Here is a 17226-nt window from a genome sequence, read left to right as displayed (position 1 = left end):
GCTGCCGCCGGTTCCTGTTTGATAGGGCACGGTCGTTGCTTCGGTCCGAAACGTGAAGGAGGAACGATGGCGGCGGTCGACATCAGGGGGCTGTCCAAGCGCTTCGGCGACACGACGGTCCTTCACCCCAGCGACCTGACCATCGCCGACGGGGAATTCGTCGTGCTGGTCGGCCCATCGGGGTGCGGCAAGTCGACGCTGTTGCGGATGATCGCCGGCCTCGAAGATCCGAGCGGCGGCCGCATCACCATCGGCGGACGCGACGTCACCCACGCCGCCCCCGCCGATCGCGGCGTGGCGATGGTGTTCCAGTCCTATGCGCTCTACCCGCACCTGACCGTCGCCGGGAATATCGCGTTTCCGCTCAAGGTCGCCCGCCTGCCCAAAGCGGAGATCGCCCGCCGGGTCGAGGAAGCGGCGGCGATGCTCGACCTCACCGACCTGCTCGACCGCCGCCCCCGCGCCTTGTCGGGCGGACAGCGCCAGCGCGTCTCGATCGCCCGCGCGATCGTGCGCCGCCCGCAGGTGCTGCTGCTCGACGAGCCGCTCTCCAATCTCGATTCGTCGCTGCGCGCGCGGATGCGGCACGAATTCGCCCGGCTGCACCAGCAACTCGGCGCGACGATGATCTATGTGACGCACGACCAGTTGGAGGCGATGACGCTGGCCGAACGCATCGTGGTGATGAGCGCCGGCCGCATCGAACAGGTGGGGCAGCCGATCGAGGTATATCACCGCCCCGCCAGCCTCGCGGTCGCCGCCGCGATCGGATCGCCGGGGATGAACCTGCTGCCCGTCATGATCGTCGCCGCTGGCCCCTCGGGCACGCAGGTGCGGCTGCCCGACGGCACGCTGCTGTCGACCGCCGCGCAGGTCCCGCCCTCCGCGATCGGCAGTCAGGCCACCCTTGGCATCCGCCCCGAACATCTGCGCGCGGCGGACGATGGCGCGTTCTGCGGCGCGGTGGAGCTGTTCGAGCGGCTCGGGCCGCTATCGTTCGCGCATCTTGGCCGGCGCGGCGCGACCGATACCATCGTCGCCCAGCTTCCCCCCGACCGCCATGTGACGCTCGGCCAGACCTTGTGCTTCGCCGCCGACCCGGCCGAAACGCACCTGTTCGCGCCCGACGGTCGCGCCTATCCCTTCACCGATCCGCCGAGCAGCCCGGTCAGATAATAGCGTTGGAGCAACAGGAACAGCAGCAATACCGGCATCGTCGTCACCACCGATGCCGCCATCATCAGTTCGCCGTCCGCCGCATGTTCGCGCGCGATCGCCGCCACCGCGACGGGCAGCGTGTAGCGATGCTGGTCCGCCAGCACGATCAGCGGCCACAGGAAATCGTTCCAGCTCCCGAGGAACAGGAACAGCGCGAGCGTGACCACCACCGGCGTCAGCAGCGGCAGGACGATGACGCGAAAGATGCGCCGCTCGCTCGCCCCGTCCATCCGCGCGGCATCGATCAGTTCATCGGGGATCGACAGCGTCGCCTGCCGCACGAACAGGATGGCGAAGATTCCCGCCAGCCCCGGCAGGATCACCCCGGCATAGCTGTTCACCAGCCCCAGTTGCCGGAAGATCAGAAACAGCGGCAGCATCGCGACCTGCCCCGGCACGATCAGCGACGCGATCAGCAGTTTCAGCAACCGGTCGCGCCCGCGAAACCGCAGCTTGGCGAAGGCATATCCCGCCGGCACCGTCAGCAGCAGCCCGAGCAGCGTCGATAGCGCGGCGATGCCGATGCTGTTCCTGAGCGCGGGCAGGATGCGATAATCGAACCACGCATCGTCGATCCGGCGGCGCACCAGCAGTTCGTGATAATTCTCCAGCGACCAGCGCGACGGCCACAGCGGGATCGGCAGCATCGTCGATTCCCCGCGCGGCATGAACGACACGATCAGCATGTAGAGTAACGGCGCGACCGTCAGCAGGGTGAGGCCCGCGACCAGCGTCGTCATCAGGGTGGCGCGCAACGGCTTCGTCACAACCACTCCGCCCGGCGCGCCAGCCGCGTCTGGACGAGCGTTACCGCCAGAATCATCAGGAACAGGATGAAGGCGACCGCGCTCGCCTGCCCTAGATTCCACCATTTGAAGCCTTCGTCGAACATGAAATACAGCACCGTCGTCGTGCTCTGCGCCGGCCCGCCCATCGTCATCACATAGGGTTCGGCGAAAATCTGGAGGAAGCCGGCGACGCTCATCACCGCCGCCAGCATCAGCGTCGGCCCGATCGCCGGCAGCGTCACATGGCGGAACCGGGTCCAGCGCCCCGCACCGTCCAGTCGCGCCGCCTCCATCAGATCCTGCGGCACCGCAGACAGCGCGGCGGTGAACACGATCATGTTGTAGCCAAAGATCTTCCACGTCACGAAGATCAGGATCGCGGGAATCGACGTCGCCGGATTGCCCAGCCAGTCGACCGGCCCCAGCCCGATGATCGCCAGCCCCTGGTTGATGAGCCCGAAGCGTTCGTTGAACAGGAACCGCCACACCACCGCCGTGGCAACCACGCTGGTGACATAGGGGGCGAACAGCGCCACCCGCCACAACGGCTTCCACCGGACGGTCGCATCGTTCAGCAGCAACGCGGCGGCGAGCGACGCGCCGATCGCCATCGGCACGCCCAGCACGGCGAACAATATGGTATTGCCCAGCGCCCGCCAGAACAGCGGGGTGGTGAGCAGTCCGGTGAAATTGTCGAGCCCGACGAACTTCAGGTTCGCCCGATCGATCAGCGCATAGACCGAATAATCGGTCAGCGAGAGCGCCAGCGCCAGCAGCGTCGGCACCACGAACACCAACAGGATGATCGCCAGCACCGGCAGGGTGAAGCCCCATGCGGTCCGTTCCTGACGGGTCATGCCAGCCGCCCCGCATCCACCAGCGCACGCCGCTTGGCCAGCAACCGGTCGACCCGTTCGTCGAGCACCACCAGCGTCTCGTCGATCGTCAGCGTGCCGCGCACCATCCGTTCGGCGGCCAACTGGATCTCGGTCTGGATGCGCTCCCATTCGATCACCGGCGGGATCGGCGCGGGCTGGCGCATCTGTTCGCGAAATGCGGCGAGCTGGGGCTGGGCGAGCTGTGGCGAGGACCACGCATCGACCCGCGCGGGCAGGTTGCCGATCAGGTCCTGAAACCGCAATTCGCTCTGCACCGATGTCAGATGGCGGACCAGCGCCCATGCCTCGGCCGGGCGGGTGGTCGACATCGAGACGCACAGGCTGGCGCTGTCGCCCGATACCGGCCCCGGTCCACGCGGACCGGCCAGCCGCGCGGTGCCCCATCGCTCCGCCGGGATTTCCTTCGCCCGCCGCGTCAGGTCGCGCAATGTCGTCGGCGCGCTCGGCCATATCGCGAAATAGCCCTGCGCGAACGCCGCCAGCGGATCTTGCACCTCGGTCGACAGCGCGCGCGGGGCCAGCCCTTCGTCGAACAGCGACTTGTAGAAGGCGAACGCCTCCCGTGCGCGGGGGGCACGGAAATTGCCCCGTGTCGCTCGGTCGCGCAGCGGCTCGGCACGGCTCTGGTGCAGCATCGTCACCAGCGCGCCGGGCCAGTTGAGCAGCATCAGGAACACATACTCGTCCGGCCGCCGCCGTTTGAGCGCCCGGCCCATCGCGCGCCATCCCGCCCAGTCGAGCGGTGGCGTATCATAGCCCGCCTGCCCAAGAATATCGCGGCGGAAATACTGGACCTGCGGCGCGACCGACCACGGAATCGCAAAGTCGCGTCCATCGACCGCGACCCCGGCGCGCATCTCGGGGAACAGCGGTGCGACCAGCGCGGGGGAGCGCACCGGCGCGATCGCCCCGATCAGCGCGAATTCGCGAATCCAGCTATTGAACAGCATGAACACATCGGGCAGCGCCGCGCCGGCGAACGCGGTCAACAGTTTCTCATGGCTGGCAGTGCTGGGCAGCGACTGGACGTCGACCGCGATGCCGGTCGCGGCGGTAAAGCGCGGCATCAGCATCGGCGAATAATCGCCCTCGTAGCTCATCGCCCACAGCTTGAGCGGTTCACTGATTGGCGTCCGCGCGCAGCCGCCGATCGCCAGTGCCGGAACCGCCTTCAGGACGCTGCGCCTGCTCGGGCGTTCGAAGCTGACACTCGCCCTCATCATCGGACGATGGCGCAATGCAGCGCTTCGCGCCAGTGGCTGACGGTACTTTCGATATGCCCGGTATGTTCAGCGTCCGTTCCGTACACAATTGAACCGCAATGGTTTTCATGGGTTGATACCGGTTAGTTTCGCGCCGGCCGGGGGAATTTGGCGGGCGTCGTCAGGGGAATATTCATGTCGGTTTCCGGTCGTCGTCGCCTTTCGTGCGGCGTTGCGCTGTTCGTCCTGTTCACGGCAAACGCCCATGCGCAGGAACAGGTGTCGGTGCCCCAAAACGACGAGGGTGCCGAGATCGTCGTCACCGGATCACGCATCGCCCGGCCGGATTATACCGCGCCCAATCCGGTCGTGTCGTTCGGCGCGGAGGATTTGCAGCAGTCAGGCAACACCAACGTCACGACCTTTCTCCAGCGGGTGCCGGCACTCACCAACTCGCGCGATTCCACCCGGACCGCCGGCAATTCGCAGGCCGATGGCGCGGTGGGACAGGTCGGGCTGAACCTGCTCGATCTGCGCGGCCTCGGCCCGTCGCGAACGCTGGTGCTGGTCAATGGCCGTCGCCATGTCGCGGGACAGGCCGATACCGCCGCCGTCGACATCAACACCATCCCGACCGACCTGATCCAGCGGGTCGACGTGCTGACCGGCGCCGTCTCGGCGATCTATGGTGCCGATGGCGTGTCGGGCGTCGTCAATTTCGTTCTGCGCCGCGATTTCGACGGGGTCGCCGCGCGTGGCCAGGTCGGCATTTCCGAGCGCGGCGACGCGGGCAATCGCTTCGCCTCGATCATCGCCGGGCGCAATTTCACCGATGGTCGCGGCAACGTCACGCTGGCCTATGAATATAACGCCGACGATCCGCTGGCGAACGACGATCGCGATTATCTGTCGCTCGCCCAGCGGCAGTATTTCGTGAACAGCGACACTTACGATCCGGCCCGCGCGGGCAGTTACAAGATCGAACCGGTGCGCGACCTGCGCTATCCCTATGGCTCGAACCAGGGCTATGTCGTCATCGGCGATCAGGTGTTCCGGGGCGACGGCGCGCGTTATACGCCGGGCCGCAACCTCGTGAATGACGGCTATTCGATCGGCGGCGACGACACGCCGGTCGCGGGCTATATCGGCGACATCTTTCCACGCACCGAGCGGCACGCGGTGAACGCGCTGACCCATTTCGACGTTTCGGATGCGTTCAAGCTCAGCCTCGAAGGAAAGTTCGTCCAGACCGAGGTGACGACCTTCGGCGGCTATGGCGGCAATTACCCCGCCACCATCGCGCTCGACAATCCGTTCCTTCCGCTGTCGATCCTGAATGCCGCACGCGCCGCCGGCCTTTCCTCGGTGGATGTCAGCCGCAACAACTTCGACATTCCCCGCCGGGGCGAGCGCGACCGCCGCCGGACGTGGCGCGGCGTGGTCGACGTGACCGGGGCGATCAGCGATCATGCCAGCTACGACGTGTCCTACACCTATGGCCGCACCGACATCCGCGCAACCAAGCTGAACGACCGGTTGAACGACCAGTTCGTCAATGCGCTCGACGCGGTACGCGATCCGGCTTCGGGGGCAGTCGTGTGCCGCTCGGCGGCGGCACGCGCGGCCGGCTGCCTGCCGGTCAACACCTTTGGCGGCAACAGCGTCGATGGTCGCTCGTTCGGCTATTTCCTGTTCGATCCGGTCAGCAACGCCCGTATCGAACAACATGTCGCCAATGCGGCGCTGACCGGCGACTTCGGCCAGGCGTTCACCCTGCCCGGCGGCCCGGTCGCCTTTGCGGTCGGTGGCGAATATCGCCGCGAATCCAGCCGCTTCGATCCCGCGCAGGAACTGGTCGACAATCGCTTCTATCAGTATGACGAATATATCATCCCTACCCCGTCGGCCGGCGCGTTCGACGTATGGGAAGCGTTCGGCGAACTGAACGCCCCGCTGTTGAAGGACGTGCCGTTCGCGCACCTCCTGTCGGTCGGCGCGGCGGGCCGCCTGTCGGACTATTCGACGATCGGCTCCACCCGCACCTATCAGTTCAACGGCATCTACGCGCCGATCCGGGCGATCACCCTGCGCGGCTCCTATGGCCGGTCGGTCCGGGCGCCCAACATCGGCGAGATCTTCCGCCCGCGCACCGGCACCAGCAACTTCTTCTCCGACCCTTGCTACGTCGCCAATCGCAGCCTCGGCACCTCGTTCCGGTCGGAAAACTGCCGCGCGCTGATCGCCGCCGCCGGGGGCAATTTCGGCAGCTTCACCGCCGCCAACAATCCCAACGCCACCATCTTCATTCCCGGCACGCAGGAGGGCAATCGCGACCTGCGTCCCGAAACCGCCCGCACCTGGACGGCGGGCGTGGTGCTGCGCCCCGACTTTGTTCCCGGCCTGTCGATCGCGGTCGACTGGTACGACATCGACCTCAGGAACGCGATCAACACCCCCGACGCCAACACCGTCGCCGAACTCTGCGTCGACCAGCCGACCCTCGACAACGCCTATTGCCGCTCGATCACCCGCGCACCGGGCAGCGGCTTCATCAACGGCTTCATCGTCCAGCCGCAGAATGTCGCCGCTTTCCGCACCGCCGGCGCCGAACTGAATATCGCCTACCGCTTCACCACGGCGAGCGCGGGGACGTTCGACCTCCGGTTCGTCGGTGGCTATCTCGACCGGCTCGAACAGATCGCGACGCCGGGGGCCGTGACCGAGAACAACGTCGATCAGCCGTTCCGCCCGCAATACAACTTCGTGTTCTCGCCAAGCTGGATCGCCGGGCCGCTGACGCTGTCGTACAATCTGCGCTGGCAGAACGGCGTCCGCCGTTTCGCGCGGATCGATACCGACACCAACCCGACGCTCGTCGCCCCGCGATATTTCCGCTACAACGAACTGTGGCAGCATGACCTTCAGGCGGAAGTGGCGGCCGGCGACGACTTCTCCTTCTACGGCGGTGTCAACAATCTGGCCGACCAGAAGCCCGATATTGGTTTCGAGACGAACGTGCCGATCTCGCCGGTCGGGCGCTTCTTCTACGTCGGCGCCAAGCTGCGCTACGGTCCACGCTGAGCCTATGATCCGTCGCGGAAATCCGGCATGGGGCGTGCATGCTGCATCGCCCCGTTCCGCTGTTCGCGCCGCTTGGGCGCTACGACGTCGTCATCCCGTGCCATAACCGTGCCCATGTCGTCGCCGACGCGGTGGAAAGCGTGCTGACACAGGATCATGCGCCCGATCACGTCATCGTCGTCGACGACGGGTCGCGCGACGATAGCGCAGGCGTGATCCGCGCGCTGGCCGATGTCCATCCGCAGGTGACGGCGCTCATCCTGCCGCGCAACGTCGGCGCATCGCAGGCACGCAACACCGGCGCGGCGCTCGCCCGTGCCGACTGGATCGCCTTCCTCGACAGTGACGACATCTGGTTGCCGGGTGCCGCTCGCACGCTGCTCGACCCCAAGGTCGCGCACGGCCATGACATCGTCGTCGGTCATTTCGCCCGGGTAGAGGGCGATGCCGCGCCACAGGACCCCGAATGCGGCTGGGACGGCGACTGCATCCGGCGGGGTCTGGCCAGCGGCGGCGTCATCGGGCCGAGCTGGTCGGTGGTCCGCCGGGCGACGGTCGAGGCGGTGGGCGGATTCGATCCGAGCTTCCACAATTGCAACGACTGGGATTTCTACACCCGCGCCGGCGCGGCCGGTGCCCGCTTCGCGCGGATCGATGCCTGTGTCGCGCTGTACCGCACCGTCGCCGGCAGCAGGCTGGTCAACGATACCGCGATCGGTGCGCGCAACGCCGCTCGAGTGCTCGCCCATCCCTATCTGGCGGAGCTGCTGCCGGTCGCCGGCTGATCCATTGCGTACCGCACGGAACCCGACCGGGGCGGCGGGAGCTATGCGCGCATGGCAAACGATGATTTCCCCGCCGCACGCGGCCGCGCCGTTCCCACCGGACGCTTCGCGCGGCTGAGCGGCTTCGGCCGCCTTGCCGGTGGCGTCGCCGGTGGCATGCTGGCCGAGGGCGCACGGCGACTGGCAAGCGGCGAACGGCCGCAACTGAGCGACCTCGTCCTCACCCCCGCCAATGCCACGCGGGTGGCCGACCGGCTGTCGCACATGCGCGGCGCGGCGATGAAGCTGGGCCAGATGATCTCGATGGATGCCGGCGACGTGCTGCCGCCCGAATTGTCGACGATCCTGTCGCGCCTGCGCAATCAGGGATACCGAATGCCGCCACAACAGCTCGACCGGGTGCTGCGCGGCGAATGGGGCAACGACTGGCGTCGTCGCTTCCGCCAGTTCGACGCGACGCCGATCGCCGCCGCCTCGATCGGGCAGGTCCACCGCGCCACGCTGCCCGACGGCAGGCTGCTGGCGATCAAGGTGCAATATCCCGGCGTCCGCGACAGCATCGATGCCGATGTCGACAATGTCGCGACGCTGCTGCGCATCTCCAACCTGCTGCCATCGACGCTGGACCTGAAACCGCTGCTCGGCGAAGCGAAGCGGCAACTGGCCGAGGAAGCGGATTACCGGCGCGAGGGCACGCAGATGCAGGCCTATGCCGCGCGGCTGAACGGCGACGCGCGCTTCGTCGTGCCCGATCTGTATGAACCGCTGACGACCGGACAGGTGTTGGCGATGTCCTATGTCGAGGGCGAGCCGGTCGAGAGCCTGAGCGATGCGCCGCAGGAGCGCCGCGACGCGGTGACGACCGCGCTGATCGAGCTGGTGCTGCGCGAAATCTTTGAATTCGGGGTGATGCAGACCGATCCCAACTTCGCCAATTACCGCTGGCAACCGGCGACCGGCGCGATTGTGCTGCTCGATTTCGGCGCGGCGCGAACGGTGCCGGCGACGACCGCCGATGCCTATCATTCGCTGATCGAGGCCGGGCTGGCGCGCGACCGGAACCGCATCCGTGAAACGGCGGTCGCGACGGGGTTTCTGGGGGCAGCGGCGGCTGAGGCGCATCGTCCGGCCGTCGACCGGATGATCGCGGCGATCGACGAAGCGATGAACCGCTCCGGCCCGTTCGACTTCGGCGATCGCGCTTTCGCACCGGTCGTGCGCGAGGAAGCAAAGGCATTGGTTGCCGATCGCGCGACATGGCACGTTCCCGACGTCGAAACGCTGTTCGTCCAGCGCAAGGTCAGCGGCACCGCGCTGCTTGCCGCACGGTTGAAGGCGCGGGTCGACGTCCGCGGCCTCGCCAGCCGGGCGATCGGTGCCTCCCCCGCGCTTGCCGAAGAATCGTGATGCCCCGTTTCCTGATTGCCGAAAGCGAAACGCGGGAAGAACGCGATGCCCGCCGCGACCATGCCGGCAAGAGTTCGGGCGAAAGCTATGCCGCGACCTTGCGGCAACTGGCACCGCATGCCGACATCACGATCGTCGCGCCCGCCGACGCCGATGGCGAACCGATCGGGATCGACGCGCTGGAGCGTTTCGATGCGGTGTTCCTGACCGGGTCGCCGTTGCACGTCTATGACCCGACCCCGGAGGTCGAACGACAGATCGCTTTCATGCGGGTGGTCTTCGCCTCGGGCACGCCGGCGTTCGGCTCGTGCGCCGGGCTACAGGTCGCGGTAGCGGCGGCGGGCGGCACGGTCCGCAAGATGCCGGAACGCATGGAGGCCGGCATCGCGCGCAGGATCGTCGCGACCGCCGATGGCCGCGATCATCCGCTGCTCGACGGGCGACCATGCTGCTGGGACGCGCCGGCGATCCATGGCGACGAGGTCGAAATCCTGCCCGATGGCGCGACGCTGCTCGCCGGCAATGCCGCGACGCGGGTGCAGGCGGCGGAGATTCGCCATGATCGCGGCGTGTTCTGGGGCGTACAATATCACCCCGAACTGGCCCCCGGCGAGATCGCCGTCGCGCTGGAGCGGCAGGCGGACCAGTTGGTCGACGCCGGGCTGGCGGACGACACCGGTGCGGTACGCGATCGCGCCGCGCAGTTGACCGCGCTGCACCGCACGCCGGAGCGACTGGCACCGCGATGGATGCTGGGCGTCGACGATCAGTTCGCCGACGAGCATCTCCGCCGGACCGAGCTGCGCAACTTCCTCACCCATGCGCCGAGACTGAAGGCCGAGGCGAGCCAGCGCTTGCCGATCGCGGTCGCGGCGGACTGATCGGCGCAGCGGCTTCAGTCCGGGCTGAGTGGCGAACGGAGCATCGGTTCACCAGCATCGACCAGCCGCCCCATCGCGGGCTGCCTTGCACTGCGCAATGCCGCGAGGGTTCGCATCCGCCGCGCTGCGGACATTCGCGCCAACGCGCGTTGTTCGCCGAAGGACAGGACGAAGCGCCGCCAACCGCGCGCGATCATGCAGGTGTCGGTCGATGACCGGACCGGTTCGATCGCGCGCGGCAATGGCGTCGGCACGGCAGGCGTCAACTGCCTGCCGTCGATCGTCGTCGCCGGGCCGGTGGCGATCGCCCGACACCGTGCCGTCTCGCGATCAAGCAAGGCGGCGGACGCACCCGGCCGGTTGAGGAACGTCGGCGGAACCGCTTCCGGTCCCGCCAACACCAGCAGCAACGCGATCAGAAGCGCACCTTCACGCCGGCACGGTACGACTGGTTGCGCACATCGTCGCGCCCGACCGAGGCATCGGCCGCGATCGAGAATTCGACACGCTCGCCGCCATAGGCAAGTCCCGCGCCGATCTCGCCCCAGTTCTGGTCCTGCCCCGCCACCGCGAACGGTGCGCGCACCCCGGTGCCGCCGACGAAGCCGGCGTCGAACACGCCCGGCCGGTCGTGAAAGTCATGGACGAAATATGCCGAACCGAATGGCCGCAGCCCGTTCGCCTGTCCGTCGAACGACAGTCCGGCGCGACCCTGCACGCTGGTGAAGCGGTCCTCGGCGATCAGCAATGCCGGCCCGGTGCCACGCTCGGCGATCGGCGTGAAGTCGATCCGGCTCGCGCGGATCGCGACGCGCGGCCCGATGCGCAGCGCCTCGCTACCGAGGCTGTAGCTCGCGCCGACCTCGCTCGACAGCGCCAGCGCATTGTCGCGCCCGCGCAGGTCGACCGCCGTGCCGACCAGCGTGCCGGCACGCCGCGTCTGCGACTGGAACACGCCCGCGCCGAACTGCGCGTCGAGCGCCGGCCCGGTGACGGTCCCGATCTTGCCGTACAGCGTGCCGAGGATCAGTTCGCCGTTCGCGACCTGACCGAAGCGGCGCTCGCCGTCAATGTCCGAATAGGACAGGCCGAAGCCGAGCATCGCGGTGTCGGTGACGGCCGCTTCCACGCCACCGGCGATGTAGAAGCCGTCGAACGGATCGCGCGTGTCGCTGCCGAAGGTGCTGGGCATCGACGCGCCCGATCCCTTGAGATAACCGCCCGCCAGATAGGCGGAGACGGTGTCGGGCAACACGTTTTCGCGGACGTTGGTGATCGGCGTGTCGCCGACGCTCATCGCCTGCCCCGGCGCGACCACGGCGGTCGCGGCGAATTCCAGCGGCTTGCCGATCATCGCGACCGATCCGCCGGTGAAATTGCCCGGCTGCATCGCCGCCGTCCGCTCGCGATAGAAGCGCGCCATATTGTCGAGGCTGACCGTCCCGATCGCGCGGCGCGCGGTTTCTGCACGGGGGGCGAGCCCTTCGAGCGAGGCGCGGATCGTCGCGACATCCTGCAAGTCGAGCAGATCGTACGTGCCGCGCAGCGAGGCATAGGCCGCGCGGTTGTTGTCGAGCAGGCGGGCGTAGGACGTCTGCACCGGCGTGACCGCGACCACGCTGGCATAGGGGCGCGCGGCGACGGTTGCGGCGACCTGCGTCGCCGAATAGCGCAGTTCGGGGAACAGGATCGCGCTGAACGAGGTTGCGGCGGCGAAGGTGCCGGTGACACCGCCATTGGCGCTGAGCACTGTATAGGCATCGCCGAAGCGCGGCAGCCGGTCGAGCGGGCGCAGCGTGAGCGTGCCGCCGAGCGATGCAGTGCCGGCGACCAGCCGGTCCGACGTGCCGCTGGCGCCGATGTCGACCAGCAACTGGCTGCCGCTGCCGAATGCCGCCGCACCGGCGACGGAGAGCGTGCCGATCGCATTCGCGCTGCCAGGCGACACGATGCCACCCGAGGCGGCGGTCAGCGTGGCAAGCGTGCCGTTGCCGCCGATGGTGCCGCCACCGGCGGCGGTCAGTGCCGATCGGGTAAGTTGCCCGTTGACGGTCAGCAGGCCCTGTTCGACCCGGGTCGGGCCGCCGTAGCTGCTGACCCCGGCAAGGATCAGCTCGCCGCCGCCGCGCTTGGTCAGCCCGCCGATGTCATTGCCGAAGCCGGCGAGCACTTCCGCCGAATAGCGATCGCGCGCGTCGGTGATGCCGTTGGTCCAGACGTCGACGGTGCCCGACGCGACCGTGACCTCGCGGGTCTGACGCAGCGCGGTCGGCCCGGCCAGCGCCACGCCCATCTGCGGCGCGCCCCAGCCGGACTTCAGATCGACGCCCGGCGTGTCCAGATCGCGCGAGCTGGACACGAGGATGTCTGCGATCAGCCCGGTGTTATATTCGGGAAACGCCTGCATCAGCAGCGCGGCGAAACCCGACACATTGGGCGCGGCCATCGACGTGCCGGTCAGCGCGCCATAGCCCGGACCGCTGAAGCGGATGAACTGCTGCAATTCGGCGGTGATGATCGTGTTCGCCTGGGTCAGCACCGATGCCGAGAAGTCGCGGCCGATCAGCGCGACGTTGCCGGGCACGGTCAGGATGTTGGCGAGCGTGCTGGTATAGCCGTCGGGATCGCCACCGACGAAGCGCGCGCCATAGGCGAGCGAGATGCCGACCGCCTGCTGCGCGGCGAAGGTCCGCTCGGCCGCCTCGTCGAAACTGGTGCCGGCGGCAGCGGCGGCGGCGCGACGGTTGAGATAGCCGTTGAGGACGGTCAGCCATGCGTTGGTCGCGGCATTCTGCAACGTGGCCAGCGTGGTCGCGGCATAGATGCCGGGATAGGCGGCGCGGGTATATTTCGCCTGAATCGCGGCGGTATCGACGGTATAGGTCGTGACGCTGGAGATGACCGAGCTGCCCGGGCCGGCGACGCACCACGTTGCGGTCTGGCCGCAGAAGCTGGTGCTCGGCGCTGCGGTGCCGTTCGCCTGGTAATTGGCGACCGACAGCCAGTTCGAACGCAGCCGCATGTCGTTAAGCGGCGTCACCGCATCGATGCTGGCATGGACGCCGCCGCCGTTCCCCGCCGAAAAGACGACCAGCACATCGTTCTTCAGGACCGGATCGTAGAAGCCGTTCAGCACCTGGCGGAACTGCGCCTGCGCGGTGGCGAGCGACGCGGTATAGGGCAGCGAAGTGCCCGATCCCCAGCTATTGTTGATGATCCGAACCTTCCCCGTATTGGCAAGGTCGACGATGTTGTCGCGCGGGGTCGACACGGTCGTGCCGTCGAGCACCTGATCCTTCCACCACAGGAAATCGCCCGCCGCGAAGTTGATCGTCGCCGACAGGATGTTCGCGCCATAGGCATTGCCGAACATCCGCTGCCCGGCGACACGCGCGCCGGCGGCGGTTCCGGCGACATGGGTGCCGTGGATTTCCCACGGGCGACGGGGATTGACCTGCCCGTCATTGCCATAGCCGGCGGGGGCGACGGTGCGGATACCGCTGATCTTGCCGCTGCCGCCGAACAGCGGATGGCCGAAGGCGACGCCCGAATCGTTGATGCCGATCGTCTGCCCGCTGCCGTTCAGTCCGAGGACATAGGCATATTCGAGACCGAGATAGCTCTTGGTATAATCGACCGCGAACTGCGCGTCCTTGCGCCATGAATCGAGTGCTGCGGCATAGTCGGTCGTCCGCTGTCCGTTGGCCATGAAATAACCGCCGGTCGGTGCCGGCGGTGCGGGCAGGTTGGTTGATTGCGCGGCGGCCGGCATCGCGACCAGCGCGGTCGATCCCAGCCACGCCGCCCCCAGCAGCATTGCAAGACGATTGCGACGCGAAACAACAGTCATACGATACCCCACCGGTGACGGATCAATCTAAATCCCTGTTAAGGTTATGGAAGGGTTTGGTGGCTGTCCATCAGCCATCGGCGGAACCGGATACGAAACCGGCGAGTGCGACATTTACGTTACACCCGATACGATTTTGGCCGGTGGTGACAATCGGTGCAAGGGCTAGGGCCGATCGTCATCCAGCTATTCTGGTGCAGTCCGTAGTCGAAAACACCACCCTACCTTCGTCACCCCGGACTTGTTCCGGGGTCCACCTGGCCGCGAACGCTGTCGCAAGCGCCTCGATCGGCATCGATCGTTGTACTGTGGACCCCGGAACAAGTCCGGGGTGACGGAAATGGTCTATGCGGACGTCACGGCCAATTAAGTGTCGATCGGCCCTAGCCGGCGCGCAATCCCCATTGGTCGTAGCGGTAGCGGTGCTCGCCAAGGGTCAAGCTGGCGGTGTCGACGATCGTGACCGGACTGTCGGGCTTCATCCCCTTCGCCATCCAGTCGGGAATCTTGAGCCGTGTGACTGACCCGCCGAACGGTCCGGCAAGACCTTCGGGAAGATCGACGATCAGGTCGCGCCCACCGAGGCGGGTGGCGACCGCGACCTCCACATCGGGGGCGAAGCTCAGCAGGCGATAGTCCCGCGTCAGATCGATCGCCAGCGCCTCGGCTGTTTTGGCCTCCGTATGTTTGCGACCGGCTTCCTCATTGGCATGGTTCTGCCAGGTGTTTGCTCGCGCCGTCGCGGTTGCCTTGATGGCGTCCGGGTGGAGCGCATGCTCGACCAGCCGACGGTTGTCGTGCGGTATCGCGATGTGCGGATTCGCTTCGATCAGGGCGAGCGTCGTCTCCAGCACGACGACATTGCGATAGACCGGATTGCCACCACGCAGCATCGACGTCAGATCGCGATCCGCCGGCCGCAGGACCAGGACACGCGCCGCACCAAAGGCGCCGCGATCGTTGCGATCGTGCCGATGGAGACGGCCGATCCGCTGGAGCAGCACGTCCATCGGCGCAAGATCGGTGATGAGATAATCGGCGTCGATGTCGAGCGACTGTTCGAGTGTCTGCGTGCCGACCAGTATCCGCCCCTTTGCCGAGCGTCCCTTGCCGAAAGCCGCCTCCACCGCGCGATCGAGCTTGCGACGATCATCGGGCGCGAACCGGCCGTGGTGGACCGTGGCGACGTCGCCTACCGCGAAGGCGAGATCGCCGGCACGCGCCGCGACTGCCTCCGCGACATCTACCGCATCGTCGACGGTGTTGCGGATGACCAGCACCGATGCCCCGGCACGCGCCGCGTCGATCGCGGCGGCGGCGATGGCGTCCACATCGTCGATCCAGCCGACCGTCGTGATGCCGACCTGCTTCGTTCGCCCACCGGTCCGCACCGCGCGCGCAATGCCGTCGGACGCGGTCAGCGCGGGATAGGGGGCCGCCTCGGCCTCGGCCAGCGTCGGCTTGGGGCCGGCCGGGTTCAACAGATCGGCGCGCGCCGTTCCGCCGAGCGTGGCCGACAGGAGCAGCGCATGACCGCCCGCCGCGCGATGATTGGCGAGCAGTTGCTTGAGCAGACCGGTCATATAGGCGTCCGACGCATGAACCTCGTCCACCACCAGCAGGCTGCGCGACAGCGCGCTGGCGCGGAAGAGTGCGTGGCGGATCGGAATCGCGCCGAACAATGCCTGATCGATCGTGCCGACCGCGACCCGCGCCGCAAGATACCGGTCCGATCGCTCCGCCGCCCAGCGCGCATCCACCGCCATATCGGGTTCGCCCCTATCCCAGCGGACCGCGAAGTCGGGCAGCGGCTGCCCCTCCGCGTCGCCCGAGCGCAGATAGCCGGGCACCGCCAGCACCGCTTCGGGCGCGCCATCGCCCCATACTTGCTGCAACATCCGGTCGACCCGGCCGTGCAATTGCACCGCCGCCGATCGGGTCGGCAGCGCGAAATAGAGTCCGTCGACAAGGCCTTGCCGGCGGAGTTCGAGCCAGCGCCACATCGCCGCCTCGGTCTTGCCCGATCCGGTTTCGGCTTCGATCAGGGCGATCGGGCCGAGATCGTCGGCGGCTGCGGCGTACTGGAAGTCGTACGGGTCATTGCCGAACGCCTGGGCGAAGTCGGCTTCGGGCGTCGGCAGGAGGGTCATGCCGCGCGTCGTGACCGCCACCTGTGCCGATGCCTGACGCAGCGCCTCGCGTTCGGTCCCATGCGGTGCGCCGACCGGAAACCGGCGCGTGTCCGATCCGACCCAGTCGGCCAGCGTCACCAGCCCGGCGAACAGCGCGGTGAATCGCGGCGCGGCGGGAAGCGGCGGGCCTTCCGCCCATGCCTGCGGGTAGCGGTCGCGGATGGCGGCAAGGACGTCCAGCAGCGCCGCGATCGGATCATAGCCGGCGTCGGAATGCCAATAATCGACCAAGCCGACCCGAGAGTCGACACTCGCACCCTTACAGAACGCCTCGATCGGCCGGCCGTGATGCGCCAGCGCCGCCACGAACAGATCGGCCGCGTTCCACGATCGGAGCAGCGCCTTGACCATCGTCGCCGCGTCACCTTGGCCTAATTCAGTGTGCAGCAGCAGTCCCGCCACCTGCGCGGTATGGCCAATCGGCTCTCGACCGGGGGTCGAGCGTGCCTGAAACCCCCAGTTCACCTTGCCGATGTCGTGGAGCGCGACCAGCACCGCGAGGCGGATGACATCCTGTTCGGTCAACGACCTGCCCGCCGCCGCTTCCAGCGCGGGCCGCCATGCCGGGAGCAGCGCGAGGAACGCCGCCGCCACGTCGAGGCAGTGATCGAGCAGCGGCAGCGCCGCGACGATGCGGTCGTCCCCGTCCCGCTCGAGCTTCGCCCATGGTCGCATGACGTCCACTTGCTTTCTCCCCATTCCCGTACCGCCGGCATATTCATCATCGGTCGGCATCGCCGCCCCATTCATATCCATAACGGATGTATTCTCGCCAGCGGTCGCGGGCCGAACGGTCGGTAACGGACCCAGTCCGCGTTGTCCCCCTCCCCCCACCCCCTCACCCTCTCCGTTCGGGAGGGGACACGGACCGGATGGACGGGTTACGGGAACGACGGGGCGCAACAGGCGGATCAGGCCCGTCG

Annotated in this window: 11 protein-coding genes; 5 read left to right on the top strand and 6 right to left on the bottom strand. The window is 67.5% G+C overall.

All coding sequences use genetic code 11. The features are described 5' to 3' along the window. Positions 1-66 precede the first annotated feature (66 nt). Entirely contained in the window at positions 67-1176 is a 1110-nt protein-coding gene (locus tag ASG37_RS03515) for an ABC transporter ATP-binding protein (RefSeq protein WP_055756092.1), read from the top strand. Here ASG37_RS03515 and ASG37_RS03510 read toward each other — a convergent pair. Genes ASG37_RS03510 through ASG37_RS03500 form a run of 3 tightly spaced genes read right to left on the bottom strand, consistent with a single transcriptional unit; the run spans position 1137 to position 4128 of the window. After that, positions 1137-1985, bottom strand: coding sequence for a carbohydrate ABC transporter permease (locus ASG37_RS03510; protein ID WP_235525113.1), 849 nt, complete (start codon positions 1983-1985; stop codon positions 1137-1139). The two genes, ASG37_RS03515 and ASG37_RS03510, sit on opposite strands and share 40 nt — an antisense overlap. Continuing rightward, on the bottom strand, positions 1982-2863 hold the full coding sequence (locus ASG37_RS03505; protein WP_055756087.1) for a carbohydrate ABC transporter permease: 882 nt from the start codon (positions 2861-2863) through the stop codon (positions 1982-1984). Before ASG37_RS03505 ends, ASG37_RS03510 begins: the two co-directional genes overlap by 4 nt. Further along, the gene (locus ASG37_RS03500) at positions 2860-4128 is read right to left on the bottom strand and encodes an extracellular solute-binding protein (RefSeq protein WP_055756085.1); all 1269 of its coding nucleotides are present in this window, start codon (positions 4126-4128) and stop codon (positions 2860-2862) included. Before ASG37_RS03500 ends, ASG37_RS03505 begins: the two co-directional genes overlap by 4 nt. A 174-nt stretch (positions 4129-4302) precedes the next feature. Between ASG37_RS03500 and ASG37_RS03495 the strand changes: the two genes are divergently transcribed. The 4 genes from ASG37_RS03495 to ASG37_RS03480 are packed head-to-tail and all read left to right on the top strand — an operon-like array spanning position 4303 to position 10261. Further along, complete coding sequence (locus tag ASG37_RS03495) at positions 4303-7188, top strand: TonB-dependent receptor plug domain-containing protein (protein ID WP_082447959.1); 2886 nt, start codon at positions 4303-4305, stop codon at positions 7186-7188. Between the two features lie 38 nt (positions 7189-7226). Continuing rightward, on the top strand, positions 7227-7973 hold the full coding sequence (locus tag ASG37_RS03490; RefSeq protein WP_055756084.1) for a glycosyltransferase family 2 protein: 747 nt from the start codon (positions 7227-7229) through the stop codon (positions 7971-7973). Positions 7974-8024: 51 nt separating this feature from the next. After that, the gene (locus ASG37_RS03485) at positions 8025-9380 is read left to right on the top strand and encodes an ABC1 kinase family protein (RefSeq protein WP_055756082.1); all 1356 of its coding nucleotides are present in this window, start codon (positions 8025-8027) and stop codon (positions 9378-9380) included. Beyond that, entirely contained in the window at positions 9380-10261 is an 882-nt protein-coding gene (locus ASG37_RS03480) for a type 1 glutamine amidotransferase (protein ID WP_055756079.1), read from the top strand. The genes ASG37_RS03485 and ASG37_RS03480 overlap by 1 nt, the downstream gene beginning before the upstream one ends. A gap of 14 nt (positions 10262-10275) precedes the next feature. Here the strand turns inward: ASG37_RS03480 and ASG37_RS03475 are convergent, their stop codons facing one another. The 3 genes from ASG37_RS03475 to cas3 all read right to left on the bottom strand — a co-directional run bounded on the left by ASG37_RS03475 (position 10276) and on the right by cas3 (position 16978). After that, on the bottom strand, positions 10276-10671 hold the full coding sequence (locus tag ASG37_RS03475; protein WP_055756077.1) for a hypothetical protein: 396 nt from the start codon (positions 10669-10671) through the stop codon (positions 10276-10278). 5 nt (positions 10672-10676) lie between these two features. Beyond that, positions 10677-14111 (bottom strand): S8 family serine peptidase, encoded by a 3435-nt coding sequence (locus ASG37_RS03470; RefSeq protein ID WP_162233451.1) that lies wholly within the window; start codon positions 14109-14111, stop codon positions 10677-10679. A gap of 383 nt (positions 14112-14494) precedes the next feature. After that, positions 14495-16978, bottom strand: coding sequence for a CRISPR-associated helicase Cas3' (gene cas3 / locus ASG37_RS03465; protein WP_235525121.1), 2484 nt, complete (start codon positions 16976-16978; stop codon positions 14495-14497). Between the last annotated feature and the right edge of the window lie 248 nt (positions 16979-17226).

This window comes from Sphingomonas sp. Leaf407 (genome assembly GCF_001425385.1).
In the GTDB taxonomy this organism is placed as follows: Bacteria; Pseudomonadota; Alphaproteobacteria; order Sphingomonadales; family Sphingomonadaceae; genus Sphingomonas.
Note: the sequence above shows the minus strand (reverse complement) of the source record. Positions and strands in the feature narration are given on the sequence as shown.